General features: G+C 59.6%; 24 protein-coding genes. 18 read left to right on the plus strand and 6 right to left on the minus strand.

The genetic code is table 11. From position 1 onward, the window contains the following. The first annotated feature begins 18 nt into the window (after positions 1-18). From BLQ41_RS12505 to BLQ41_RS12520, 4 genes are read left to right on the plus strand one after another with little or no spacing between them, the layout of a single operon-like run. On the plus strand, positions 19-1209 hold the full coding sequence (locus BLQ41_RS12505) for a pyridoxal phosphate-dependent aminotransferase (RefSeq protein ID WP_090181268.1): 1191 nt from the start codon (positions 19-21) through the stop codon (positions 1207-1209). Continuing rightward, complete coding sequence (locus BLQ41_RS12510) at positions 1202-2617, plus strand: aldehyde dehydrogenase family protein (protein WP_090181270.1); 1416 nt, start codon at positions 1202-1204, stop codon at positions 2615-2617. Before BLQ41_RS12505 ends, BLQ41_RS12510 begins: the two co-directional genes overlap by 8 nt. After that, positions 2614-2844, plus strand: a complete 231-nt coding sequence (locus tag BLQ41_RS12515; protein WP_090181272.1) for a hypothetical protein — start codon at positions 2614-2616, stop codon at positions 2842-2844. The genes BLQ41_RS12510 and BLQ41_RS12515 overlap by 4 nt, the downstream gene beginning before the upstream one ends. A 9-nt stretch (positions 2845-2853) precedes the next feature. Next, on the plus strand, positions 2854-3558 hold the full coding sequence (locus BLQ41_RS12520) for an NAD(P)H-dependent oxidoreductase (RefSeq protein ID WP_090181273.1): 705 nt from the start codon (positions 2854-2856) through the stop codon (positions 3556-3558). A gap of 93 nt (positions 3559-3651) precedes the next feature. Here the strand turns inward: BLQ41_RS12520 and BLQ41_RS12525 are convergent, their stop codons facing one another. Beyond that, positions 3652-3843, minus strand: a complete 192-nt coding sequence (locus BLQ41_RS12525; RefSeq protein WP_090181275.1) for a YegP family protein — start codon at positions 3841-3843, stop codon at positions 3652-3654. Between the two features lie 277 nt (positions 3844-4120). On the opposite strand from BLQ41_RS12525, the gene BLQ41_RS12530 reads away from it, so the two are divergent. The 6 genes from BLQ41_RS12530 (at position 4121) to BLQ41_RS12555 (ending at position 9719) form a co-directional block, all read left to right on the plus strand. Next, the gene (locus tag BLQ41_RS12530) at positions 4121-5089 is read left to right on the plus strand and encodes a glycosyltransferase family 2 protein (protein WP_090181277.1); all 969 of its coding nucleotides are present in this window, start codon (positions 4121-4123) and stop codon (positions 5087-5089) included. Positions 5090-5092: 3 nt separating this feature from the next. Continuing rightward, a complete protein-coding gene (locus BLQ41_RS12535; RefSeq protein WP_090181279.1) occupies positions 5093-5803 on the plus strand; it encodes a class I SAM-dependent methyltransferase in 711 nt (236 codons plus the stop codon). After that, positions 5800-6186, plus strand: a complete 387-nt coding sequence (locus tag BLQ41_RS12540; protein WP_090181280.1) for a GtrA family protein — start codon at positions 5800-5802, stop codon at positions 6184-6186. The genes BLQ41_RS12535 and BLQ41_RS12540 overlap by 4 nt, the downstream gene beginning before the upstream one ends. Next, the gene (locus tag BLQ41_RS12545) at positions 6183-8297 is read left to right on the plus strand and encodes a DUF6311 domain-containing protein (protein WP_090181282.1); all 2115 of its coding nucleotides are present in this window, start codon (positions 6183-6185) and stop codon (positions 8295-8297) included. Before BLQ41_RS12540 ends, BLQ41_RS12545 begins: the two co-directional genes overlap by 4 nt. A gap of 72 nt (positions 8298-8369) precedes the next feature. Next, complete coding sequence (locus tag BLQ41_RS12550) at positions 8370-9296, plus strand: LysR family transcriptional regulator (protein ID WP_090181283.1); 927 nt, start codon at positions 8370-8372, stop codon at positions 9294-9296. 57 nt (positions 9297-9353) lie between these two features. Continuing rightward, entirely contained in the window at positions 9354-9719 is a 366-nt protein-coding gene (locus BLQ41_RS12555; protein ID WP_090181285.1) for a 5-carboxymethyl-2-hydroxymuconate Delta-isomerase, read from the plus strand. A gap of 3 nt (positions 9720-9722) precedes the next feature. Here the strand turns inward: BLQ41_RS12555 and BLQ41_RS12560 are convergent, their stop codons facing one another. From BLQ41_RS12560 to BLQ41_RS12570, 3 genes are all read right to left on the minus strand, one after another. After that, positions 9723-10658 (minus strand): LysR family transcriptional regulator, encoded by a 936-nt coding sequence (locus tag BLQ41_RS12560; RefSeq protein WP_090181287.1) that lies wholly within the window; start codon positions 10656-10658, stop codon positions 9723-9725. 173 nt (positions 10659-10831) lie between these two features. Further along, positions 10832-11749 (minus strand): DMT family transporter, encoded by a 918-nt coding sequence (locus BLQ41_RS12565; protein ID WP_090181288.1) that lies wholly within the window; start codon positions 11747-11749, stop codon positions 10832-10834. 13 nt (positions 11750-11762) lie between these two features. Then, a complete protein-coding gene (locus tag BLQ41_RS12570) occupies positions 11763-12947 on the minus strand; it encodes a cyanate transporter (protein ID WP_090181289.1) in 1185 nt (394 codons plus the stop codon). 516 nt (positions 12948-13463) lie between these two features. On the opposite strand from BLQ41_RS12570, the gene BLQ41_RS12575 reads away from it, so the two are divergent. The 6 genes from BLQ41_RS12575 (at position 13464) to BLQ41_RS12600 (ending at position 20010) form a co-directional block, all read left to right on the plus strand. Further along, a complete protein-coding gene (locus tag BLQ41_RS12575; protein WP_090181292.1) occupies positions 13464-14846 on the plus strand; it encodes a glutamine synthetase family protein in 1383 nt (460 codons plus the stop codon). A gap of 178 nt (positions 14847-15024) precedes the next feature. After that, complete coding sequence (locus BLQ41_RS12580) at positions 15025-16674, plus strand: phosphoethanolamine transferase (protein ID WP_090181293.1); 1650 nt, start codon at positions 15025-15027, stop codon at positions 16672-16674. Positions 16675-16746: 72 nt separating this feature from the next. Then, entirely contained in the window at positions 16747-17409 is a 663-nt protein-coding gene (locus BLQ41_RS12585) for a class I SAM-dependent methyltransferase (protein ID WP_090181295.1), read from the plus strand. A gap of 123 nt (positions 17410-17532) precedes the next feature. Beyond that, entirely contained in the window at positions 17533-18666 is a 1134-nt protein-coding gene (rnd, locus tag BLQ41_RS12590) for a ribonuclease D (RefSeq protein ID WP_090181296.1), read from the plus strand. Beyond that, on the plus strand, positions 18663-18956 hold the full coding sequence (locus BLQ41_RS12595) for a YcgL domain-containing protein (RefSeq protein WP_090181298.1): 294 nt from the start codon (positions 18663-18665) through the stop codon (positions 18954-18956). Before rnd ends, BLQ41_RS12595 begins: the two co-directional genes overlap by 4 nt. 121 nt (positions 18957-19077) lie before the next feature. Beyond that, the gene (locus BLQ41_RS12600) at positions 19078-20010 is read left to right on the plus strand and encodes a D-2-hydroxyacid dehydrogenase (RefSeq protein WP_090181299.1); all 933 of its coding nucleotides are present in this window, start codon (positions 19078-19080) and stop codon (positions 20008-20010) included. 125 nt (positions 20011-20135) lie between these two features. Here the strand turns inward: BLQ41_RS12600 and BLQ41_RS12605 are convergent, their stop codons facing one another. Then, positions 20136-20729, minus strand: coding sequence for a nitroreductase family protein (locus BLQ41_RS12605; protein ID WP_090181301.1), 594 nt, complete (start codon positions 20727-20729; stop codon positions 20136-20138). A 278-nt stretch (positions 20730-21007) separates the two neighbouring features. Here BLQ41_RS12605 and BLQ41_RS12610 point away from each other — a divergent pair, with 278 nt between their 5' ends. Both BLQ41_RS12610 and BLQ41_RS12615 read left to right on the plus strand, forming a co-directional pair. Beyond that, complete coding sequence (locus tag BLQ41_RS12610) at positions 21008-21457, plus strand: YcgN family cysteine cluster protein (protein WP_007898698.1); 450 nt, start codon at positions 21008-21010, stop codon at positions 21455-21457. A gap of 36 nt (positions 21458-21493) precedes the next feature. Further along, positions 21494-22723 carry a hypothetical protein gene (locus BLQ41_RS12615; protein ID WP_090181303.1) on the plus strand — a complete coding sequence of 410 codons (1230 nt, stop codon included), beginning with the start codon at positions 21494-21496 and terminating at the stop codon, positions 22721-22723. Between the two features lie 114 nt (positions 22724-22837). Here the strand turns inward: BLQ41_RS12615 and BLQ41_RS12620 are convergent, their stop codons facing one another. Then, the gene (locus tag BLQ41_RS12620; protein ID WP_090181304.1) at positions 22838-23215 is read right to left on the minus strand and encodes a YgaP family membrane protein; all 378 of its coding nucleotides are present in this window, start codon (positions 23213-23215) and stop codon (positions 22838-22840) included. Between the last annotated feature and the right edge of the window lies 1 nt (position 23216).

Below are 23216 nucleotides of genomic sequence, written 5' to 3' on the forward strand. Positions count from 1 at the left end.
TCTGGCTGAGGTATCGCCATGCGCTTTTCCGATTTGACACAACGTATCGCCGGTGACGGTGCCGCCGCGTGGGACATCCATTACCGCGCCCTGGCGTTGCAGGAACAGGGCGAAGACATTTTGCTGTTGTCGGTTGGCGACCCGGATTTCGACACGCCGGTGCCGATTGTGCAGGCCGCCATCGACAGCTTGTTGGCGGGCAACACCCATTACGCCGACGTGCGTGGCAAGCGCGCGCTGCGTGAAAGCATCGCCCGGCATTACGGCCAACGCAGCGGCCAGCAGGTCTCGGCGGATCAGGTCACCGTTCTGGCCGGCGCGCAATGTGCGTTGTTCTGCGTCGCCCAGTGCGTGCTCAATCCGGGCGATGAAGTGCTCGTCGCCGAGCCAATGTACGTGACCTATGAAGCGGTGTTCGGTGCCTGTGGCGCGGTGGTCGTTCCGGTGCCGGTGCGCTCCGAGAACGGCTTTCGGGTGCTGCCCGAAGACGTCGCCGCCCGCATCACGCCGCGCACTCGCGCGTTGGCGCTGAACAGTCCACATAATCCTTCGGGCGCCAGTTTGTCGCGCGATACCTGGCTCGCGCTGTCGAAGTTGTGCATCGCCCACGACCTGTGGCTGATTTCCGATGAGGTCTACAGCGAATTGCTGTTTGACGGCGAACACGTCAGCCCGGCGAGTTTGCCAGGCATGGCCGAGCGCACCGCGACGCTCAACAGCCTGTCGAAATCCCACGCCATGACCGGGTGGCGAATCGGTTGGTCGATTGCGCCGCCATCCTTGGCCGCGCACCTGGAAAACCTCGCGCTGTGCATGCTTTACGGTTTGCCGGACTTTGTTCAGGACGCCGCTGTGGTCGCGCTCGAAAGCAATCTGCCGGAGCTTGAAGCGATGCGCGAAGCCTATCGCCAGCGCCGTGATCTGGTCTGTGAATGCCTGGCCGATTGCCCCGGCGTGCGCGCCTTGAAACCCGATGGCGGGATGTTCGTGATGGTCGATATCCGCGACACCGGGCTCAGCGCCCAAGCGTTTGCCGACCGCTTGCTCGACCGTCATGGCGTGTCCGTGCTGGCCGGTGAAGCGTTCGGTCCGAGCGCCGCCGGGCACATCCGTTTGGGCCTGGTGTTGGGTGAGGAACCGTTGCGTGACGCTTGCCAGCGCATCACCCGTTGCGCCACTGAATTGCTGGAGGCCCAGGTCTATGCATAACCACAAGACGCTGTTTATCGATGGCCGCTGGCAAACCCCGTCGGGGCAGGGCATCGCCGAGGTGATCAATCCGGCCACTGAAGAAGTGACCGGCTCGGTGCCCCTGGGCGATGAGCGCGATGTCGACAACGCGGTGGCCGCCGCCCGCCGTGCTTTCGGTCCTTGGTCGCGCACGCCATCAAGCGTGCGCGCCGGCTACATCCGCGCGCTCGCCGAGCAATTGCACATGCGGGCTGACGAGATGGCTGCGGTGATCACCGCTGAACTGGGAATGCCGGTGCAATGGTGCCGGTCAGTGCAGGTCGATGGGCCGATCCTCGGGCTTGAGCAATACGTCGAGCTCGCAGGCTTGATGGATGAAGTGCGCGAGGTCGGCAACTCGCTGATCATTCGCGAAGCGGTCGGCGTTTGCGCGTTCATCAATCCGTGGAACTACCCGCTTCATCAACTGATCGGCAAGCTCGCCCCGGCGCTGGCCGCCGGTTGCACCGTGGTGGTCAAGCCTAGCCAGGAAACCCCGCTGCACGCCTTTTTGCTGGCACAGATGATCGAGGCCATCGGCTTGCCGGCCGGCGTTTTCAATCTGGTCAGTGGGCCTGGTTCGAAGGTCGGCGAAGCGCTGGCCAAACACCCGGACGTGGACATGGTGTCGTTTACCGGCTCCACCGGCGCCGGGGTTCGCGTGGCGCAAGCGGCGGCGCCTTCGGTCAAGCGCGTGTGCCTGGAGCTGGGCGGCAAGTCGCCGTTGCTGATTGCCGAGGACGCCGACCTGGCCGCAGCCGTGCGCTACGGCGTTCAGGACGTGATGATCAACTCAGGTCAAACCTGCACCGCGCTGACCCGCATGCTCCTGCCCGCCAGTCGTTACGCCGAGGCCGTGGAGCTGGCCATCGCCGAAACCCGAAGCCTGCGCATGGGCGATCCACTGGACCCGCAAAGCTTCCTCGGGCCGATGTGTTCGGCAGCGCAACGGCGCACCGTGCGTGACTTCATTCAGGTCGGCCAGCAGGAAGGCGCGCGCCTGGTGTGTGGCGGCGACACCGCCGACGAATTCGAGCGGGGTTATTACGTCAGCCCGACGCTGTTCGCCGCCGTCGACAACCGTATGCGCATCGCTCAGGAAGAAATCTTCGGCCCGGTGCTGTGCCTGATTCCCTACACCGATGAAGCACAGGCGATTCAGATCGCCAACGACTCACCGTTCGGATTGTCCAGCGGCGTGTGGGCCGGCAGCCCTGAGCGTGCCTTGCAACTGGGGCGTCAGCTGCGCGCCGGACAGTGTTTCCTCAATGGTGCGGCGTTCAATTATCAGGCGCCGTTCGGTGGCTACAAGCAATCGGGCAATGGCCGTGAATGGGGCGAAGAAGGGCTCAACGAGTTTGTTGAAGTGAAGGCGATCCAGGTGTGACCGTAAACGATTCAAACGATCTGCGCACCGGGCCTTGGCCCGGTGTTTTACGTGGTTTCAAAGCGGTAATTCATTACTCACCGCGCAGCGCCATTTTCACGCCGCCGCATCAGGACTACACCGGGCTGCTGTTTTCATCCGAACCGCAAATGGACCCGGACTGGCTCGACCGGTTACTGGCCTCGCGGACGTTACCTTCTTCAAACTCCACGCTTGTAAACGTTTAAGGAATTGTCATGAAAGTACTGATTGTCCACGCCCACCCGGAGCCGAAATCCTTTACTGCAGCCTTGCGTGACCAGGCTGTCACCACCTTGGAAGATCAGGGGCACGAGGTTCAGGTCAGCGACCTGTATGCGATGAACTGGAACCCGGTGGCCAGCGCCGATGATTTTTCTTCGCGGGAAAACCCGGAGTATCTGGTGTATGCGCTGGAGCAACGTCTGGGAGTGAAAAGCCAGTCGCTGGCGCCGGACATCCAGCAGGAGCTCGACAAACTGCTGTGGGCGGACCTGTTGATCCTCAATTTTCCGATTTTCTGGTTCTCGGCCCCGGCCATGCTCAAGGGCTGGATTGATCGGGTACTGGTATCCGGTGTCTGCTATGGCGGCAAACGCTTTTACGATCAGGGCGGATTGAGTGGCAAGAAGGCGCTGGTGTCGGTGACTCTGGGTGGACGCGAGCATATGTTTGGGGACGGCGCGATTCATGGTCCGTTGGAGGACATGCTGCGTCCGATTCTGCGCGGCACGCTGGCATATGTTGGTTTTGATGTGCTGGAGCCGTTCGTGGCGTGGCATGTGCCGTACATCAGCGACGAAGCGCGCAAGGAATTCCTGCTGGGTTATCAGCAGCGTTTGCAACACCTGAGTGATGAGCAGCCAATGGTGTTCCCGCGTTTGTCGCAGTTCGATGAGGCGTTGTATCCGTTGCCTGTTTGAATTGATAAGCCGGCGTTGCGCTTTCGGACCCTATCGCGGGCTTGCCCGCGATAGGCCTTGAGTTCAACCCAAGAATCGGGCGCGCAAATCGACTTAGATTTCCTTCACCGGCGTTTCACACTCAACCCCCTTGATCAACCCGATGACGTGCAGGCAATCCGCCTTGTTCACATACGATTCGCCGCTGGCGATCGTCTCGTGATTCCCGGCTCTCAGGCGCCAGCGCCATTGTCCTTTTCCGGTGCTCGGGGTGCCTTTGGATTGTCTGTAAATCTCGAAATACATACTGCTCGCTCCATGCGTTGGGTAATTGCGACAACCTGTGTGGCGCATCGAAGCAAGCCTAGCGGAGCAGGATTTTTTGGCCATCAGGTATGTGTTTCCAATAGTTTGAAGGCTTTTCCTACGGCGCAGCTGGCCGCGAGTGAATGGCCAGAACCCCCGCAGTTTCGCCCTTGCATCACCACTCCCGGTCCTGCTTAATACGACTCGGCTCTCGGTGTCGAACATCTGCCGTCGACCCCGGATTGTAGAAAAATCACTATAAAAAAAGAGCAATCAATTGACTCATCAGCACGGACCGCAACTGACCGGGCCTTTGGCGCTTTCGCTCGTCATCCCGGTGTTCAATGAAGCCGCGACCCTCGACGCGTTCATCGGGCGGATCACTGACGTCTTCAATGATCAGGCGCTGATCGCACTGGAGATCGTGTTCGTCAATGACGGCAGCACTGACGCAACGCTGGAGGTGCTGCTGGAGCGGCAGAAGAGCGACTCGCGTATTCGTATCGTCGACCTGAGCCGCAATTTCGGCAAGGAAGCGGCGTTGACCGCCGGTTTGCAGACAGCGACCGGCCAGGCCGTGGTGCCGATCGATGCCGATTTGCAGGACCCGCCCGAAGTCATCCTTGAAATGATCGCCCGTTGGCGCGAAGGCTATGAAGTGGTGCTAGGCCACCGTGTGAGTCGCAAGACCGACTCCTGGGCCAAGCAAACCTCGGCCAACTGGTTTTACCGTCTGCACAACAAAATTGCCGAACAACACCTTCCGGAAAACGTAGGTGATTTCCGGCTGATGGACCGTTGTGTGGTCGATGCCTTGCAAACGTTGCCGGAATCGCGGCGATTCATGAAAGGCTTGTTCGCCTGGGTAGGGTTTCGCACCACTTACGTGGACTATGAGCGCCCGGAACGTGTGGCCGGGACGACCAAATTCAACGGTTGGCGCTTGTGGAATTTCGCTCTGGAAGGCATCACCAGTTTCAGCACGGAACCGCTGCGCATCTGGACGTATCTGGGGCTGTTCGTTTCACTGATCTCTTTTTCGTTCGCCATCTTTATTGTGCTGCGCACCCTGATCTCCGGGGTCGATCTGCCGGGTTATGCCTCGCTGATGGTTGCCGTCACTTTTCTGGGCGGCCTGCAATTGATCGGCATCGGGGTGCTGGGTGAATACCTGGGGCGAACGTACATCGAGTCAAAACGTCGCCCGGTGTATCTGGTGCGGCGTGTTTATGATCCCAAGGACTGAACCATGGATCTCAAGGAAACCGACATCCTCGGTTCAAGCATCGATCAGCATTGGTATTACGCCTCCAAGGCAGCGGCCACCACGCGGTTGCTGGGCAATACGCCGTACAAGCGAATTCTCGACGTGGGCGCCGGTTCGGGATTCTTTTCCCACCATCTGCTGACTCATTCATCGGCTAGCGAAGCGTGGTGCGTGGACATCAGTTACGACGCCGATTCGGACGCCACAACCGGCGGTAAACCGGTGCATTACCGTCGCAATATCAACGCGGTGGACGCCGATCTGGTGCTGTTGATGGACGTGCTGGAGCATGTCGATGACGACATCGGATTGCTCAAGGCCTACGTCGAGAAGGTCCCGTCCGGCAGCCGTTTCCTGATAACGGTGCCGGCGTTTCAGTTTCTCTGGAGCGGACACGATGACTTTCTCGAACACAAGCGGCGCTACACCCTTGCGCAACTGGAAGCGGTAGTCCGCAATACCGGTTTGACCGTGAAGCAGGGCGCCTACTATTTCGGCCTGGTCTTTCCGATTGCCGCCGCGCTGCGCTTGTTGCCCAACGGTGCGCAACCGTCGCCACCGCGCTCGCAACTCAAGCAGCACCATCCACTGGTGAATACGATTTTGAAGACGCTGTGCAGCGTCGAGCTGCCGTTCATGGGCGCGAATCGTCTGGCCGGGTTGACGGTGTTTGTCCTGGCGCAAAAGCCGTGACGTCAGCCGAAAAATCCGCCTTGATCCAGCGCGGCCTGCGTTTTGCCGTGACCGGGTTGTTCGTCACGGCTTTGCATGCGCTGGTGGCTGTGTTGTTCATCAACTACGTAGCGCCGTTGCCGCCCATTGCCAACGGCGTCGCATTTGCCGTGGCGACCGTGGTGTCCTACCTGATCAATACCACCTGGAGCTTTTCCGCGCGGCTGCATGGCCGAACGTTGCTGCGTTTCATGATGGTGTCGGGCGCCGGTTTTCTCCTGGCGATGCTGGTGGCCTGGGCCGCGCAAATGGCCGGGCTGCATTATTTGCTGGGTATTTGCGCGGTGGCGCTGACCATTCCAGCCTTCACCTTTGTATTGCATAACTTCTGGACGTACCGATGACCGACTCAGTCAAACGCCTGGCGATCAACCTGTTGCCGTTGTTGATCGGTGTCATGGCCTTTTTCATCGTCATCGGACCACGGGCGCTCAATCCGCAAAATATTGCGTGGCTGGGCAACGGTGACCCGGCGACGCATTACCTGGGATGGGTGTTTTTCCGGCAGGCGCCATGGACTTTTCCGATAGGGCTCAACCCTTCCTATGGATTGGAATTGGGCAACGGCATCATCTTTTCTGATTCCAATCCGCTGCTGGCTTTCCTGTTTAAACCCTTCGCTGCGCTGTTGCCGACGCCATTTCAGTATTTCGGTATCTGGTTCCTGACCTGCTTCGTCCTGCAGGCTTGGTTCGCCTGGAAAGTGGTGGGGCTGATGTCCTCGCATGTGGGGGTGCGTGCCGTGAGTACGGCGTTGTTACTCTTTGTGCCGCCGATGCTCATGCGCATGCCTTTCCATTTGTCCCTGGGCGGGCATTTTCTGGTGCTGGCCTCGTTTTACCTGGGCCTGCATCCGCACCTGCGCCATCGACGCCTGGCGTGGGGCGTGTTGCTGGCGGCGGCCGCGTTGGTCCATGCGTATTTTCTGGCGATGGTCGCATTGATCTGGATCGCCGATCTGGCAGCCGGGTATTTCAAGAAGAAACTGACGCTGCGATCTGCGGTGATCGAGTTGATTGCGCTGTTTTCGCTGGTCAGCTTTTGCTGTTGGCAGGCCGGGTATTTTTCGGTGGGGGCCGAAGGCGCGGTATCCGATGGTTTTGGCATGTACGCCATGAACCTGCTGTCACTGATCGATCCGGGGAACTGGTCCTATTTACTGAAGGATCTGCCTGGTGTTCAAGGGTTCGGTGACGGCGAAGGGTTTGCCTTTCTTGGGTTGGGGCTGATCACGCTGGGCATCTGTGCAGTGGTGGGTTTACTGCAAGGCAATACCGGTTTCGGGCAACAATTGCGGCATCGACCCTTTTTGCTAGTGGCACTGGTGGGGCTGACTGTTTTCGCGATATCTAACCATGTGGCTATCGGCTCGCTGGATTTCACCTATCCGCTGCCGCCGGTGGTGATTTCCATCGCCAACATCTTCCGCGCCTCGGGTCGAATGTTTTGGCCGGTGTACTACGCGATTATATTCGCCATCATTTTTCTGGTTATTCGCGCCAATACACCACGCACCGCAGTGAGTTTGCTGTTATTGGCGCTACTTATTCAGGTGTTGGACACTCACGCCGGCTGGGTGGCGGTTCGCAAGCAATTGATGGTTGAACCTGCTTCGAAGTGGGCATCGCCCATGGTCGATCCATTTTGGGAAAGTGCCGCGGCCCATTACCGGAACATTCGCTGGATTGTTCCGCAGAATCTCTCCCCGCACTGGATGTCGGTGGCTGATTTTGCCGGCGCCCATGGCATGGCAACGAATGCGGTTTACCTTGGGCGAATGGACACTGCCAATTGGAAACGCGCCGACCGGGAGACTGCTGGTGTAATGGCTTCTGGAAAGTATGATGCCGACACTTTGTACCTGCTTGATGAGCGTGCGCTGCTCCAGGCCGTGATGAACGTCGATACTTCAAAAGATCTGTTTACCCGAATTAACGGCTTCACTGTGTTGGCTCCGGGCTGGAAACAATGCAGCGAGTGCCTGCAGGCGGCCCTCCAAATCAGCCCATTGGAGTTGATTCCATCCGTTGAGCCCGGACAAAAAACGCCATTCAGCTACGGTAGCAAGGGCAGGGCGCTGCTGGCCAAGGGGTGGTCCGATTCCGAACTCTGGGGGACCTGGTCCGAAGGGTCCAGCGCGCAAGTCATGTTCCGGGCTCCGGCGCCCGTGCACTCCTTACGTCTGGAGACCACAGCGTTTTTACCTCCAGGGCATGTGCGACAGGGTGTTGTCATCAGTATCAACGGCCTGCCGGCATTGAATGCCCAACTCGAGCAGGCCGATGGCAACATCATCGAGGTTCCCCTCACTGCCGAGATGCAAGAGCGGGTATCGCGCCAGGGTGTGCTGAGTTTGCAATTGCAGTTCGCCGACGCCGTCAGCCCGAAACAGTTCGGAATCGGCCAAGACGCCCGACAACTCGCGCTCGGATTGAAGACGTTGACGGTCAATTGAGGAGGGCTGCACGTAGACGCCTTCCTCGGGCCTTTCTACACTGCCGCAAGTATCGGGGACCGGGGACAACGAATGAATCGCAATGAACTGCGCAAGGCTGACATCAACCTGATGGTGGTGTTCGAAACGTTGATGCTCGAGCGCAATGTGACGCGGGTGGCAGAGAAGCTGTTTCTTGGGCAGCCGACCATCAGTGCGGCACTCAACCGCTTGCGCACGATGTTCAACGATCCGCTGTTCATTCGGGTCGGTCATCGTATGGAGCCGACGGCGCGGGCCGAGGAAATCATCCTGCACTTGTCGCCGGCGCTGGATTCATTGTCGGTGGCGTTGAGCCTGACCCACGACTTCGACCCGGCCAGCAGCACCATGACCTTTCGCATCGGCTTATCGGACGATGTCGAGTTCGGCCTGCTGCCACCGCTGCTACGGGCCTTACGCCAGGAAGCGCCCAAGGTGGTGTTCGTGGTTCAACATGTCGATTACTGGCGTATTCCCGACTTGTTGGCGTCCGGCGATATCACCGTCGGTATCAGCCAGACCCGCGGCTTGCCGGCCAATGCCAAGCGCAAGCTGTTACGGCACATCCAGCCGAGCATTTTGCGCGCCGATGCATCCGACACGCCGCTGACCCTTGATGAATATTGCGCACGGCCACACGTATTGGTGTCACACACGGCCAATGTCAGTGGCTACGCGGATGAATGGCTGGCGGAGATCGGCCGCACGCGTCAGGTCGTGCTTTCGGTGCCGCAATACAGCTCGTTGCCGGCCTTGCTTGCCGGCACCGACTTGATCGCCAGCCTGCCGGATTACGCCGCCGAGGCAATGGCCGCATCCGGTCAGTTGTTCAAAGAACCCTTTCCGTTCAAAACCCCGACGCTGGACCTGTCGATGGTCTGGCTCAGCCACGTCGATACCGACCCGGCCGAACGCTGGTTGCGGTCGAGGCTTGAGGCGTTCATGAGTGAGCGTAACGTGTTGCCGCAGTCCCCGTGACTAAGACAACGCTGTGTTATATGTAGGACCTTTCCAACACATTTCAGGAGCTCTGCCATGCCCCACCTGCACATGGAATACACCGCCAACCTGCCCGGACTGAATGCCGACCTGGCGTTGATCCGGCTCAACAATACGTTGGTGGGGTCCGGTCAGTTTGCTGCGGAGTTCGACATCAAGAGTCGCGCCGTAAAGGTCGAGACGTTCAAGGTCGGCACCGCATTGGCCGAGCGGGCGTTCGTGCATGTGAAGCTGGCGTTGTTGAGCGGTCGCTCGCCGCAGATCAAAAAGCAGTTGTCCGAGAGTCTGCTGGCCGTCGTGCAGGACCTGTGTGAATGGCCGGCCGGTGTTGAAGTTCAGGTGTGTGTGGAGATCCTCGACATCGATCGAGAGTCCTACACCAAGACGGCCATCGGCCACTGAGTTTCAGGCCATCTCCTGCTCGGCACAGGCCTTGATCACTTGCTCGCGCAGCCAGGTGTTGGCGCTGTCCTGATCGGCACTTTGGCTCCACTGCATGTCCAGGGTGAATCCTGGCAAGCCGTTGGGCGCTTCGCAGTGATTGAAAATTGCCTCGTTGGCCAGCAATTGCTGGATGCGGCGGGGCAGGGTCAGGATGAAGTCGGTGCCGGTGATCAATTTCAATGCCGCGCTGTAGCTGTTGGCGCGCGCGACAATCTGCCGTTTGTGCGCCTGTTGCGCGAGCCAGCCGTCGACCATGTTGGTGGTGGATGTCCACGGGGTGGGGAACACATGCCGGCGCTCGACGAAAGCTTGCAAGCTCAAACGCGGCTGCAATGGCGTGGCGCGTTTGTCGAAGACGCAGACCAGGTCATCCTCCAGTAGCTGCCGGGATTTGAAGTCGCTGTGGCTGCGATGAAAGTGCGGGCCGAAACAAATCACCAGGTCAAGGCTGCCATCGCGCAAGTCTTCGGCTGGAATGTCGGTTTCGAACTTGTGCACGTTGACCATCACCGGCAGGTCGGCGAAATCAAAGCTTTTCAACAGTCGCGGCAGGATCAACTGCTCGAAGTATTCCGGCGCGCAGATGTTGAACGTCACCGGTTGCAAGGTCGGGTCAAACGCTTGGGCGCCGGCATGGCACAAGTTGATGCTTTCGAGGATCTTCAGCACATGCGTGTACATGGTGCCGGCTTTGTAGGTGGGGCGCATGCCCGTGCGGGTGTTGATGAACAACTCGTCTTCAAAACTGGTCCGCAGTTTTTTCAGGCAGTAACTGACGGTGGACTGACTGACGCAAAGCGCCTCTGACACACCGGTGACGCTGCTTTGCTCATACACAGCGACAAACACCATGAGGTCCTGCATGTCGAGCTTTCGTAGCAAGTTACTGTTCAGCATCCGTGTCTCGCTGTGCTCCTTGCGCTGACAGTGCGCAAACTTGTGCGAAAGATCCTAACGGAACGATGGTGCCAGGAGAATGCCCCGTAGGAAGTTTCGCAGTCAGTTGTGGGACAGAAAATGTTCCGAACACGACTTATGCATTTTATCCGGTGAAACATGGCCAGAGGCCTTTACCCCTGAACGGTGGCGGGCGCTGCCCGGCGGCTCGACAACAGCAGCGCCAACATGCCTATGCCGACCAACAGTGCGCCGATGATTTCCTGTGGCAGCGGCGTTCGGCGCAGCCAGAACCAATGAAACAGCGTGATGAACAGCGTGCTCAGGTAGATGTAGGAAATCACCGAGGACGGAGCGATCACGCCAATGGCTCGATGCAACAGCCAGAAGGTCGCCAGCGTGGCGAACAGCGCCAGGTAAATCAGCCAGCAAACGTCGCTCAGCGTCAGCAACGACGCTGAACGCCAGCCGCCAGTGAACCCACACAACACCAGTAAAAAAACGGCGCCAAACAGCATGTTCCAGAAGGTCATACCCACCGGGCCACGGCCCTTGAAACTGTTGGTCTTGAACCGTTGACTCAGGGGCGAATAGAGCGCCATCGCCAGGCAACCGACCCCGTACACCGACACCGCATAGAGTGAGGGCCGCTCGCCAGGGCCTGCCCCTTTCAGGATCAGCAACACCGCGCCTGCCGCGGCGATCAGCATCGGTAGCACGCGTTGTTTCAGGCTGCTATCGGGAATCAGCAGCGCTTCGAACAGCAGCGTCAGCAACGGCACCAGCGTGAACAGGGTCCCGGTGTTGACGGCCGATGTGTAGCGCAGCGCTTCAAACAGCGAACCGAAATACAGCGCCAACAACAAGCCGAGCGAGGCATGGCCGAGCAGTCCGCGTGCGGTCATGGCGGTGTCGCCCTTGACCAGCAGCAGCGGCAGAAACATCAGGGCGCACACCAGCAAGCGCAACCCGGTCAGCAGGACTGGATCAATGGCCTGGCTGATCTGCGCCGCTGCGGAAAATGAAGCGGCGATCAACAGCGCCCAAAGCAGCATGCCGAGGTGAGCGGCGGCGAAGCCTGAGTTTTTCATGGTGGGTTCCGGGTCAGTGGATGTGTCGGGTGTAATGCCGCGGGTTGAAGCGCAACACCATCAAGATCATCAGCGCCATAACGCCGGTCAGGCACCACCAGGCCCATTCGAAGCTGCCCAGTCGATCGCGGACCATACCGGCCATCAGCGGCGAGAGGCCGGCGATCAGGTAGCCGATGCCTTGCACGAAGGCCGTGAGTGCGCCGGCGCGTTGCGGGTTGTCCAGATGGTCCAGCGACACGATCAGGCTCATCGGGAACAGGCCGCCAATGCCCAGTCCCAACAGGCACGGCCACAGCAAGCTTAAGTGCTGCGGGCCGAGAACCAACCCACAGAAACCGGCCATGATCAGCGCCAGCAACACCATCAGCACCCAACGCCGGTCACGGCTGCGGTTGGCGATGGCCGGTGTGATCAGCCCGGACAACACTTCCATGGCCGTCAAAAAGCCCAGCAACAAACCTGCGTCTTGTTCGCTCCAGCCCTTTTCCACGTAGTACGGCGCCAGCCAGGCCAACACGCAGGTGTAGGACGCGGTGCCCAGGCCGAAGAAAATCGCGAGCAGCCAGGCGCGGGAATTGGTGAAGAAGGATTCCTTGCGGGGTGTTGGCGCATTGAGTGTTGGCGTTCCCGAGCGTCCGGCCGTCCAGAACAGCAATGCGACCACCGCCAAAGCCGCCCAGATTGCCAGCCCCACGCGCCAACTGTCGGTGCGGGTCATCGCCAGCGGGGCAAACGATGCCGCCATCGCCGCGCCGCCCATGATCGACGTCACGTAGAGCCCCATGCACATGGCGACGTTATCGCTGAAACGGGATTTGATCAGCGCGGGCATCAGCGCCTGGATCAGCGCAATGCCAATACCGGCGAGCATGGCGCTGAGGATCAGGTCGACGGCTGAGTCGACGAACAATCGCGACACCGTGGCCAGGCCAATGATCACCAGCGAGATCACCACGGTGCGCTGTTCCCCGAACCGTTGACTGACGCTCAGGCCGAAGAACATCGCCAGCCCCATCGCCATGACCGGCAGCATCGTCAGCAGCGAGGCGAGGCTGAAACTCAACGGGATGTCTGCGCGAATGGCCGACAGCAACGGCCCGACAGCGGCCATCGAGGGGCGCAGGTTCAGGGCGACGAGAATGATGCTGACCATCAGCCAGAGGGCAGGGCGGGCGGTGGCGCGAACGTTTTCCATCAATCGGACCTTGGATAATCAGGGTGCCGATTAAGCGCGCGAGGACTGAAGGCGGCAAATCAGATAATCCGCAGAGGTATTTAAAAATTAAATACCTGCGCCGCACCACGAATTCCCCCTGTGGGAGCGGGCTTGCCCGCGATAGCGGTTGTTCAGTCAGAAAATCTGCTGAATGTTAGTCCGTCATCGCGGGCAAGCCCGCTCCCACAGGGTTTTAAGTGATTTGTAGAAGATTGTTTAGTCTGTTCGCACCCAAAGTTCTTCAAATCCCGATTTAACGACCTGACCTGCCGTGTGACGCTGCGATTCATCTGTTTTCTTCGGTTTTTTCTATGGACGGTTGTCCCGTCGCACTTCCCTCCGAATTAGCCTTCTGGGCGCTGTGGCACTGTCGTCACGCGCGTCCACCGGATTCCTGCCTTTCCCGTTGATTGTTCCTACGGGTCCCCGCGCTGTGCGCCGGGATCGAACCGGCGACGCCTGCGCGTTCGCTTGACGCGGAAAAAGAGAATCCCCATGAGTCGTGCCACGAACTCCTTCGCTCCCCAGCAAGAAGCCCTGACCTTTCTCGAACAGAACCCGGATATCGAGATGTTCGAGTTATTCATCCTCGACAACAATGGTGTGCCACGGGGCAAATTGTTGCACCGAGATGAGCTGCTGGCGGTCTACGAGAGCGGACGGCCGTTGCCGAGCACCATCCTGGGCCTGACCATCAATGGCGATGACGTGGAAAACTCCGGCCTGGTCTGGGACGTCGGCGATATTGATTGCCGGGCGTACCCGATCAGCGGCAGCCTGACACGCATGCCCTGGCGGCTGATGCCCACGGCGGCGGTGCAGGTCAGCATGCATCCGAAGGAAGGCCTGCCGGCAACGATTGCCGACCCCCGACACTTGCTGGCGAAAGTGATCGAAGGCTTGCAGGCTGATGGCTATTACCCGGTCATGGCGGCGGAGCTGGAGTTTTATTTGCTGGATCAGCAGCGCGACAGCAACGGTCGGCCGCAGCCGGCACGGGATGTCGACGGAGGGCGGCCGCGTGGCACGCAAGTCTACGGTTTGCGTGAACTGGAGCAGATCGAGCCGTTCCTGGCGGACCTCTACAGTGCCTGCAAACTGCAAGGCATTCCGGCGCGCACGGCGATTTCCGAATACGCGCCAGGGCAGGTGGAAATAACCCTCGAACACCGCACCGACGCCCTGCAGGCGATGGACGAAGCGGTGCGCTACAAACGCCTGGTCAAGGGCGTGGCGCACAAACACGGCATGACAGCCTGCTTTATGGCCAAACCGTTCGATGACCTGGCGGGCACCGGCATGCACATGCACGTCAGTCTTGCGGACAAGGAGGGCAACAACCTGTTCGCCAGCGATTCCCCGGACGGCACCCCGCTGCTCAGACACGCGGTGGGCGGCATGCTTGGCACATTGCTCGATTCATTGTTGCTGTTCTGCCCGAACGCCAACTCCTACCGTCGATTCCAGACCAACAGCTACGCACCGCTGGCGGCCACGTGGGGCGTGGACAACCGCACCGTGAGTCTGCGCGTGCCTGGCGGGCCGGCATTCTCTCGGCACATTGAACACCGCATCTGTGGCGCCGACGCCAACCCGTATCTGGCGGCCGCGGCGATCCTGGCCGGCATTCATCGCGGTATTCGCGAGCAACTCGACCCTGGCGCACCGGTGCAAGGCAATGGATACGCCCAGGCTACACACTTGTTGCCGACCGATTGGCTGACCACATTGCGCGCGCTGGAAGGGTCGACCTGGGCGCGAGAGGCGTTCGGCGACGAATTCCTCGGCGTGTACCTGGCGGTGAAACGCGCCGAGTACCGGCAGTTCATGGGCGAGGTGGGGGAGCAGGACTGGCGCTGGTATCTGCACCAGGCCTGAACGAGGGCTGAACCCTTCTCAAATAAAAAGAAATAATGAGTTGAATTTTTGAGCCAACTATTCGTTGGCTTAATTTTCACAAAAAATTGATGGTTGACTGATTACAGTTGGTGACGCCTCGGTCACTGAATTTTTCACATTGACCGAAGGCGCTTCTCTTCAGGACCCGCCGATCATTATGTTGAAAATCAAACCCGTGCGCCCCGAGTGGGTGACACTGATTGCCAGTGCCTTCCTGCTAGCCGGCTTCAATTTAGTGCTCTGGCAGCACCTGTTTGAAATCACCGCATCCGATGGCAAGGGCCTTGTCATGCGCGTCGCGTTCGGCGCGATGGTTCTGGCGGCCTTCAATATTGTGCTGACGTTCCTGGCGTTCCGGCGCGTGATGAAGCCAGTGTTGATCTTGATGTTCATGATCAGCGCCGGGGTTGCGTATTTCATGAGCCAATATGGCGTGCTGATTGATACCGGCATGCTACGTAACTTTGCACAAACCAACGCGACCGAAGTGCGTGACTTACTGTCGTTGAAGTTGCTGGCCTATATTGTGTTGCTCGGTGTTTTACCTTCGTGGTTATTGTGGAAAATCCCGGTCAATTATCGGCGCTGGCACCGTGACCTGTTGAGTAAAGCGCTGGTGACTGTCGCCTCGGTTGCTGTGATCGGCGGTGTCGCGCTGGTCAACTATCAAGGCTTGTCCTCGCTGTTTCGCAATCACCACGAACTGCGGCTGATGGTGGTGCCCAGCAACTACATCGGCGCCTCGTTCGGCTATTTGCGTGAGCAAGTCGTCTCCGCGCGGCAGCCCTTCATGAAAATCGGTGAAGATGCCCAACTCAATGCTTCATGGCAGGCCCATGATGGCCGTAAATCCCTGACGGTATTGGTTGTTGGCGAAAGTGCCCGGGCCGAGAACTTCGGCATCCTCGGTTATTCCCGCGACACCACACCCAAACTGAATAAAGAAGCCGGCCTGATTGCCTATACCGACGTGCACTCCTGCGGCACGGAAACAGCCGTCTCGGTGCCGTGCATGTTCTCGGACATGAACCGCAAGGACTACGACGCCAGCAAAGCGAAAAATGAAGAGGGCCTGCTGGACGTGCTCAAACGTGCCGGTCTGGACGTGATCTGGCGTGACAATCAGTCAGGCTGCAAAGGCACGTGCGACAGGGTCACCCTTGATGACGTCAGCAATCTGAAGGACCCGGTGTTGTGCGCCGACAGCGAATGCCGCGACGAAATACTCCTGCAAGGTCTGCAGCACTTCATCGATAACCTGAATAAAGACACGGTCCTGGTCTTGCACCAGATGGGCAGCCACGGTCCGGAATACTTCAAGCGCTATCCGAAGGCGTTCGAACGCTTTACTCCGGTCTGTGAAAGTAATGCGCTGAACAATTGCAGTCGCGACAGTATCGTCAACGGCTATGACAACACGCTGGTCTACACCGACCACGTACTGTCGACCCTGATTGATCTACTGCGCAAAAACCAAGGCAAAGTGGACACCGCAATGCTTTACCTGTCGGATCATGGCGAGTCGCTGGGCGAATACAACCTGTACCTGCATGGCACGCCGTACATGCTGGCGCCGGAACAACAGAAACACGTGGCCATGCTGGCGTGGTTCTCCGACAACTATCAAAAGTCGTTCTCGGTCGACACCCAGTGCCTGCAACAGGGTCGTGACAAACCCTTGAGCCAGGACAACCTGTTCCATTCGATGCTGGGCCTGTTGGAAGTCAACAGCAAGGTCTACGACAAGGGACTGGATATGTTCGCTGGTTGCCGTGGGGTGGCCGACGGAGTGTTGGCCAAAAAGTGAGTGTATGGACCTTTTTTCACGCACCGGCCGCTAACCAGCGGCCTGTAGTTCCTCCAACAAGAGTCATCGCACATGTCTGCGCAACCTCCATCAGCCATCGAGCTTGAGTTCGCCCGGCGCTACGACCAGGAGCACACTCGCGTCTGTCTTCAGCCGCGACCTAGTGGCTTGGCGGGCCGCTGGGCGTTCTGGCGCGATGAGCAGTTGGTGCGCAGCGCGCTCAAGGCCGCCGGCGAGCCAGGCTTGATTCTGGATGTGGCTTGCGGTGCCGGGCGTTTCTGGCCGGTGCTGGCCGAGCACGCGAACCGCGTGATCCTCGCCTCCGATCCGTCGCAGGACATGCTCAATCACGCCCAGACCCACCATCCGCAGAGTCTGCTCAAGCGGATCAAGACCTTTCAGAGCTCAGCCTTCGACATTGGCTTGCCGGAGAATGCAGTCGACTGCATTTTTTGCATGCATCTGTTTCAAGACATCGACAGCTCCGAACATCGGTTGGCCATGCTCAAGGAATTCCATCGGGTCAGCCGCGACACGGTGATTGTGGCGGTACGGGTCGATGCGCATTTCAAGCTCCAGCGTTCAGGCGCGGTGGGTGCTCAGCCCCCGTATCTGGCCAGCAAGGCCGAAGTCGAAGCCGAATTCAAGCGTGCGGGATTCTGCTTGCTCAGCCATCAGGATTTCCTGCCGGGCTGCGCACGGATGCGCGTCTATGTTTTGCGTAAGGCAGGTTAGCCTCCACTTGTCAGACATTTCTTGCCGTCTGGCAGGCCTTTTCGCTAAAGCTCTTGTTCAGTGGATGCGCGGAAATCGCCGGGGGCGATATATACTGCGCGCCATTCTTCAAGGGAGAGCCGTGTGGCCATCGATATTCACTGGATTCGCGACAACGATAGCCTCGGTCAGTTTTGCGCCGAGTGGCAGCAACTGCCGTTCGTTGCCCTCGACACCGAATTCATGCGGGTCTACACCTTTTACCCGATCGCAGGCCTGCTGCAGATCGGCGATGGCGTACGCGCTTACCTGATCGACCCGCTGACCATCGACAACTGGCAGCCTCTGGCCGCGTTGCTGGAAAACCCGGCGGTGGTCAAAGTCGTCCATGCGTGCAGCGAAGACCTCGAAGTCTTGTTGCGCCTGACCGGCAGTCTGCCGACGCCGCTGTTCGATACCCAATTGGCCGCCGCTTACTTGAACCTTGGTTTCTCCATGGGGTATTCGCGGTTGGTACAAGAGGTGCTCGGCATCGACCTGCCCAAGGGCGAGACCCGTTCCGATTGGCTGCAACGTCCGCTTTCCGAGACCCAAATCAGCTACGCCGCAGAAGATGCCTTGCACCTGGCGGAAGTTTTCGTACAGCTTCGTCCGAAGCTTTCTGACGACAAATACGCCTGGGTCCTGGAGGACGGCGCTGAGCTGGTCGCCAACCTGCGTCGCGAGGTCGATCCGTACGAGGTCTATCGCGAAGCCAAACTGGCGTGGAAGCTGTCCCGCGCTCAGTTGGCCGTATTACGTGAACTCTGCGCCTGGCGTGAGCGTGAGGCTCGCGCCCGTGATTTGCCGCGCAATCGTATCGTGCGCGAGCATTCGCTGTGGCCGTTGGCGCGGACTCAGCCAGACAACCTCGGCGCGTTGGCGAAAATCGAAGACATGCACCCGCGTACCGTGCGTCAGGACGGCGAATTTCTGCTTGATCTGATCAAGCGCTCTGGCAGTGTGTCGCCTGATCAATGGCCGCCTGCGGTGCCGGAGCCTTTGCCGGTGGACGCTGCCGCGCTGGTCAAACAGCTGCGAGCGATCGGCCAGGCTGAAGCAGAGCGCCTGAACATTGCGCCGGAACTGATGTTGCGCAAGAAAACCCTGGAAGCGCTGCTCAAGAGCGGCTATCCCAACGGTCCATACCAATTGCCTGATTCGCTGCGTGGCTGGCGCCGCGAATTGATGGGCCAAGCGCTGCTCGACAGCCTGGCCACCGCCGGAGAACAGCCTTGAAACGTATTTGCTCCATCTACCGAAGCCTGAAGAAAAACGAGATGTACCTCTATGTGCTCAAAAGCGATGCACTGGAGCGCGTCCCGGAAAGTCTGCTGGCCGCTTTCGGCAAACCCCATCACGCTTTCGACCTGGTCTTGACCCCCGAGCGCAAACTGTCGCGCGAGGACATCACCGTGGTTCTGGAAAACCTTGAAAAGCAGGGTTACCACCTGCAAATGCCGCCGGCGGAAGACGAGTACATCGAACACTTGCCGGAAGAGTTGCTGCGACGCAACGACCCGATGTGAGCCGCGGACAGGCGCTGTTCAGCGTCTGTGTGAAAAACTGGAATGATTTTTGGCAATGGCCAGGACGATGGGGGAATTCTCCGTCGGTGGCCGTGTGCACTGCTTTTGAAAGGTTTGAACCATGCGCGTTCTGATTGCTGAACACGATCACCCTGTTTATGCCCAATTGCTGCGTCAGGCCGCGCCTGAGCTGGAAGTGCTGACCAGCGGTGACTCCGCCGAACTGGCTCGCCAGGCCGCCGACTGCCCGATCTGGCTCGGCCAGCCAGACCTGCTGGCCACCCTGCTGCGTCAGGGCCATCAGCCGCAATGGCTGCAATCGACCTGGGCGGGCATTACGCCGTTACTGGCCGATGGCTTGCCGCGCCACTATCGCCTGACGCGTGCCGTGGGGATTTTTGGCCAGGTCATGGCCGAATACGTGCTGACCTACATGCTCGGCCACGAGCGCGAAGTGCTGCCGCGTCTGGTCAGCCAGGTCGAGCGCAAGTGGGACAGCCGTCAGGGTCAAAGCCTGGCGGGACGCAAAGTGTTGATCGTCGGCACCGGCGACATCGGCTGCACCGTCGCGCAGTTCTTGCTGCCGTTTGGCGTCGAGTTGTACGGCATCGCCAGCGAAGCCCGCGAGCAGGCGCCGTTTGTCGAAGTCGGCGTGCTGGCGGACTTGCCGCGTCTGGTCGGTGAAGCGGATTACGTGATCAACCTGCTGCCGAACACCCCCAATACCCATGACTTGTACGATGCGGCGCTGTTCAAGCAGTTCAAGCCGACCGGGGTGTTCATCAACGTTGGGCGCGGCGTGGCGGTGGTCGATGCGGACTTGGTGGAGGCCTTGAAAGAAGGGCATCTGGCGGGTGCGGTAATCGACGTCTGCCGTCAGGAGCCGCTGCCACAGCGCCATCCATTCTGGACCGCCTGGGGCTTGTTGCTCACGGGTCACAGTTCCGCGCCGACGTCGCCGCCGATGATGGTGAACCTGTTCGTCGAAAACCTGCGGGCGTATCAGGCAGGTGAGGCGCTGCGCGGGGAAGTGGATTTCAATCGCGGCTACTGAAATCACCGCAATCAAACTGTGGGAGCGGGCTTGCCCGCGATGAGGCCATCACATCCAACATCATCGTTGACTGTGAGGTTGCTATCGCGGGCAAGCCCGCTCCCACATTGGTTCTGCGTCAGTGTTTAGAGGGTGAAATCGCCTTCTGCGGCCAGCTCGCTCAGCGGGCGGCGCGGGCTTGGTTCTTCACGGGCTTGCAGGTAATCGGCGAGCGTCGCCTTGTCACCCAGTTTGCCCACCGCTACCGCTGCGTGCAGCGCATAACCTTCAGGGATGTTCAGTTCCTTGCGGGTCAGTTCCTGATCGAAACCTGCCATGCCGTGGGTGTGCCAGCCGCTGATGCTTGCTTGCAGCGCCAGATGGCCCCAAGCCGAACCGGTGTCGAAGGTGTGCCACAGGGCCGGGGTTTCTTCGGTGGCACCCGGAACGGCGAAGGTGGTTTTCGAGATCACGATCACCAGCGCCGAGGCGTGTTGTGCCCAGGAACGGTTGAATTCGTTCAACAGACCCAGATAACGCTCCCAGTTTGGCGTGTCGCGTCGCGCGTACAGGAATCGCCAAGGTTGCGAGTTGTATGCCGAAGGCGCCCAGCGTGCCGCTTCGAAAAAGCTCAGCAGGGTTTCTTCCGGAATGGTTTCGCCGGTGAAGGCGCGGGGCGACCAGCGATCGGTGAACTGAGGGTGGATCGCATAATCGGCAACGCGTGGATTTGCACTCATCAAGAGATTCCTTGCTACGTTTGAAAGTGAGGGTCGTCTGAAACCTGCGGGCGCAGTTGAGCTGGGCGTTAAGGTTTGTCGAGAGCCGGGCAATTCACCTGAATGCAACGCGGTCGAGCTTTAATGGCATTCGGGCATGACTCCTTGCGACTGGCAAAGCTACGTGGCGGCGCAAAAACTGACAAGCCCGTTCTACCGGCAGTCGCCAATGCTTGGCCCGCAAGGGCCTTGGCACTAGACTGGCGGCCTTTTCACCACCTGATATTGATGCTTGAGCCATGGCCGCCAAAGTCGAACCGTTCTGGATACGCAAAACCCTCGATCAACTCGATCAAGAGGAATGGGAATCGCTGTGCGATGGCTGTGGCCTGTGCTGCCTGCAAAAGCTCGAAGATGAAGACGATAATTCCGTCTATTACACACGTATCGCCTGCAAACTGCTGGACCTGAAAACCTGTCAGTGCACCGATTACCCGAACCGGCGCGACTTTGTGCCCGATTGCATCCAGCTCACGCCGGGCAAGGCTGACGAGTTCAAATGGCTGCCGCCAACCTGCGGCTATCGCCTGGTCAGCGAAGGCAAGGACCTGCCGCTTTGGCATCATCTGGTGTGCGGTGATCGCGATGCGGTGCACCACGAACGTATTTCCCAGTCCGGGCGCATGCTTGCCGAAGGCAGCGTGGCCGAAGATGACTGGGAAGATCACCTGATCTTCCGGGCGGGTTAAGCGCTGTCGGTTTTAACGTTTCACGAAGGAGTGTGTATGGCTGGTGGATTGCGCCGGGCGTTGGCCGTTGGGCTGTTGCTCCTGAGTTCGTCCGTGTGGGCGGCGAAGAAGGTCGATCTGGACTACCACGTGCGCCTGTTGCCGCAAAGCGATCAGGCAGAGGTGCGACTCACCCTGGCTCAGGGCTCTGCGGTGCGCAGCCTGGATTTTGATCTGGGCGATGGCAGCCTTTACAGCGACTTCAAGGCTGACGGTCAATGGCAACTCACCCCGGGCAAACAGACGCGCGGTGTCTGGCGTCCGGCCGCGGACAAGGCCAGCCTGACCTACCGCGTGCGCATCAGCCACGGGCGCAAGAACGGCAGTTTCGACACCCGCATGACGCCGACCTGGGCGCTGATGCGCGGCGACGACCTGGTGCCGCCCGCCAAACTTGATCAGCAGGACGGCATCGAGCTGGTTTCACGCCTTGAATTCGAATTGCCCAACGGCTGGAAAAGCGTCGAGACCGCGTGGCCGCGAGTCGGCAAGAACAAATTCCGCGTGGATAACGTCTCTCGACTGTTCGACCGACCCACGGGCTGGATGCTCGCCGGCCACCTGGGCAGCCGTCGCACCCGGCTTGGCGAAACCGAAGTCACCGTGGCCTCGCCTCGGGGCCAGGGCATGCGTCGCATGGACGTGCTGACCTTGCTGACGTTTGTCTGGCCGCAAGTGCAGGCGGTGTATCCCCGCCATCCGACCAAGCTGCTGATCGTCGGCGCCAACGACCCGATGTGGCGCGGCAGTCTGGGAGCACACGAATCGATCTACCTGAACACACGCCTGCCGTTGGTGAGCGAAAGCGGCACCAGTGCGGTGGTGCGGGAGTTGGCGCAGGTGTTCGGGCGGATCAACGATCAGCAGCGCAGCGACTGGATCAGCGAAGGATTTGCCGAGTATTACGCCATCGAACTGGTGCGTCGCGCTGGCGGCATGAGCGATGAGCGGTATGAGGGTTTGCAGAAGAAACTGGCCAGGGACAGCCAGAAAGTCACGACATTACGGGGCGAGCAGATCAACCCGGCGCAGGTGTCGAAAGCGGTGCTGTTGCTGCAGGAACTGGATCGCGAGATTCGCTTGAAAACTCGCAACAAGCGCTCGCTGGATGATGTGTTGCGCGGGGCGATGCACCTGGAAAGCGTGGATACCAAGGCATTCGTTCAGCTCGCGGACAGTGTGATCGGCGAGTCTTCCAAAGTCCTCGATACCGAGTTACTTCAGTAGCGCCGCCATCGCGGGCAAGCCCGCTCCCACAGGGACCTCATTCCAATGTGGGAGCGTGCTTGGCCTGGGCGGCATTCCGACGATGAGGCCATCAGTCTCACCGCAAATCCAGGATCAAACCCCGGTTTTAGGCGACTTCAACGAATCGTTCCCGGTCACGGTTGCGGTTTTGGTCGCCGCCTCGGCATTGGCCTTCAACTGGTTCAACTCTTCCCCGGCCCGCTGAATCTTTGCCCGCACGTTGTTCATGTCCTGGCGGCTTTTTTCCAGCAGGCTCTTGACCGAGCTGTGTCCGGTAATGCCACGGGCCAGTGCCACGCCGCCGATCGCCACTTGAATCAAGCCGAATACACCGCCGCGACGCAGCCCTTTACCCATCATCACCACGCCACCGGCCAGGGAGCCGATGCGCTCCCAACCCTGTACGTTCTGATCGGAATGAGTCTGGAACGGGGTGGATTCGATGCGCTCTACGCGTTTGAGTTCGTTCATG

Source organism: Pseudomonas arsenicoxydans (genome assembly GCF_900103875.1).
GTDB lineage: Bacteria > Pseudomonadota > Gammaproteobacteria > Pseudomonadales > Pseudomonadaceae > Aquipseudomonas > Aquipseudomonas arsenicoxydans.

Coding starts and splice junctions, on each gene's coding strand:
- BLQ41_RS12570 (WP_090181289.1), bottom strand. CDS start 12,947: ATGGAAAACGTTCGCGCCACCGCCCGCCCTGCCCTCTGGCTGATGGTC.
- BLQ41_RS12545 (WP_090181282.1), top strand. CDS start 6,183: ATGACCGACTCAGTCAAACGCCTGGCGATCAACCTGTTGCCGTTGTTG.
- BLQ41_RS12520 (WP_090181273.1), top strand. CDS start 2,854: ATGAAAGTACTGATTGTCCACGCCCACCCGGAGCCGAAATCCTTTACT.
- BLQ41_RS12550 (WP_090181283.1), top strand. CDS start 8,370: ATGAATCGCAATGAACTGCGCAAGGCTGACATCAACCTGATGGTGGTG.
- BLQ41_RS12510 (WP_090181270.1), top strand. CDS start 1,202: ATGCATAACCACAAGACGCTGTTTATCGATGGCCGCTGGCAAACCCCG.
- BLQ41_RS12580 (WP_090181293.1), top strand. CDS start 15,025: ATGTTGAAAATCAAACCCGTGCGCCCCGAGTGGGTGACACTGATTGCC.
- BLQ41_RS12585 (WP_090181295.1), top strand. CDS start 16,747: ATGTCTGCGCAACCTCCATCAGCCATCGAGCTTGAGTTCGCCCGGCGC.
- BLQ41_RS12505 (WP_090181268.1), top strand. CDS start 19: ATGCGCTTTTCCGATTTGACACAACGTATCGCCGGTGACGGTGCCGCC.
- BLQ41_RS12575 (WP_090181292.1), top strand. CDS start 13,464: ATGAGTCGTGCCACGAACTCCTTCGCTCCCCAGCAAGAAGCCCTGACC.
- BLQ41_RS12615 (WP_090181303.1), top strand. CDS start 21,494: ATGGCTGGTGGATTGCGCCGGGCGTTGGCCGTTGGGCTGTTGCTCCTG.
- BLQ41_RS12535 (WP_090181279.1), top strand. CDS start 5,093: ATGGATCTCAAGGAAACCGACATCCTCGGTTCAAGCATCGATCAGCAT.
- BLQ41_RS12605 (WP_090181301.1), bottom strand. CDS start 20,729: ATGAGTGCAAATCCACGCGTTGCCGATTATGCGATCCACCCTCAGTTC.
- BLQ41_RS12620 (WP_090181304.1), bottom strand. CDS start 23,215: ATGAACGAACTCAAACGCGTAGAGCGCATCGAATCCACCCCGTTCCAG.
- BLQ41_RS12525 (WP_090181275.1), bottom strand. CDS start 3,843: ATGTATTTCGAGATTTACAGACAATCCAAAGGCACCCCGAGCACCGGA.
- BLQ41_RS12560 (WP_090181287.1), bottom strand. CDS start 10,658: ATGCTGAACAGTAACTTGCTACGAAAGCTCGACATGCAGGACCTCATG.
- BLQ41_RS12610 (WP_007898698.1), top strand. CDS start 21,008: ATGGCCGCCAAAGTCGAACCGTTCTGGATACGCAAAACCCTCGATCAA.
- BLQ41_RS12565 (WP_090181288.1), bottom strand. CDS start 11,749: ATGAAAAACTCAGGCTTCGCCGCCGCTCACCTCGGCATGCTGCTTTGG.
- BLQ41_RS12600 (WP_090181299.1), top strand. CDS start 19,078: ATGCGCGTTCTGATTGCTGAACACGATCACCCTGTTTATGCCCAATTG.
- BLQ41_RS12555 (WP_090181285.1), top strand. CDS start 9,354: ATGCCCCACCTGCACATGGAATACACCGCCAACCTGCCCGGACTGAAT.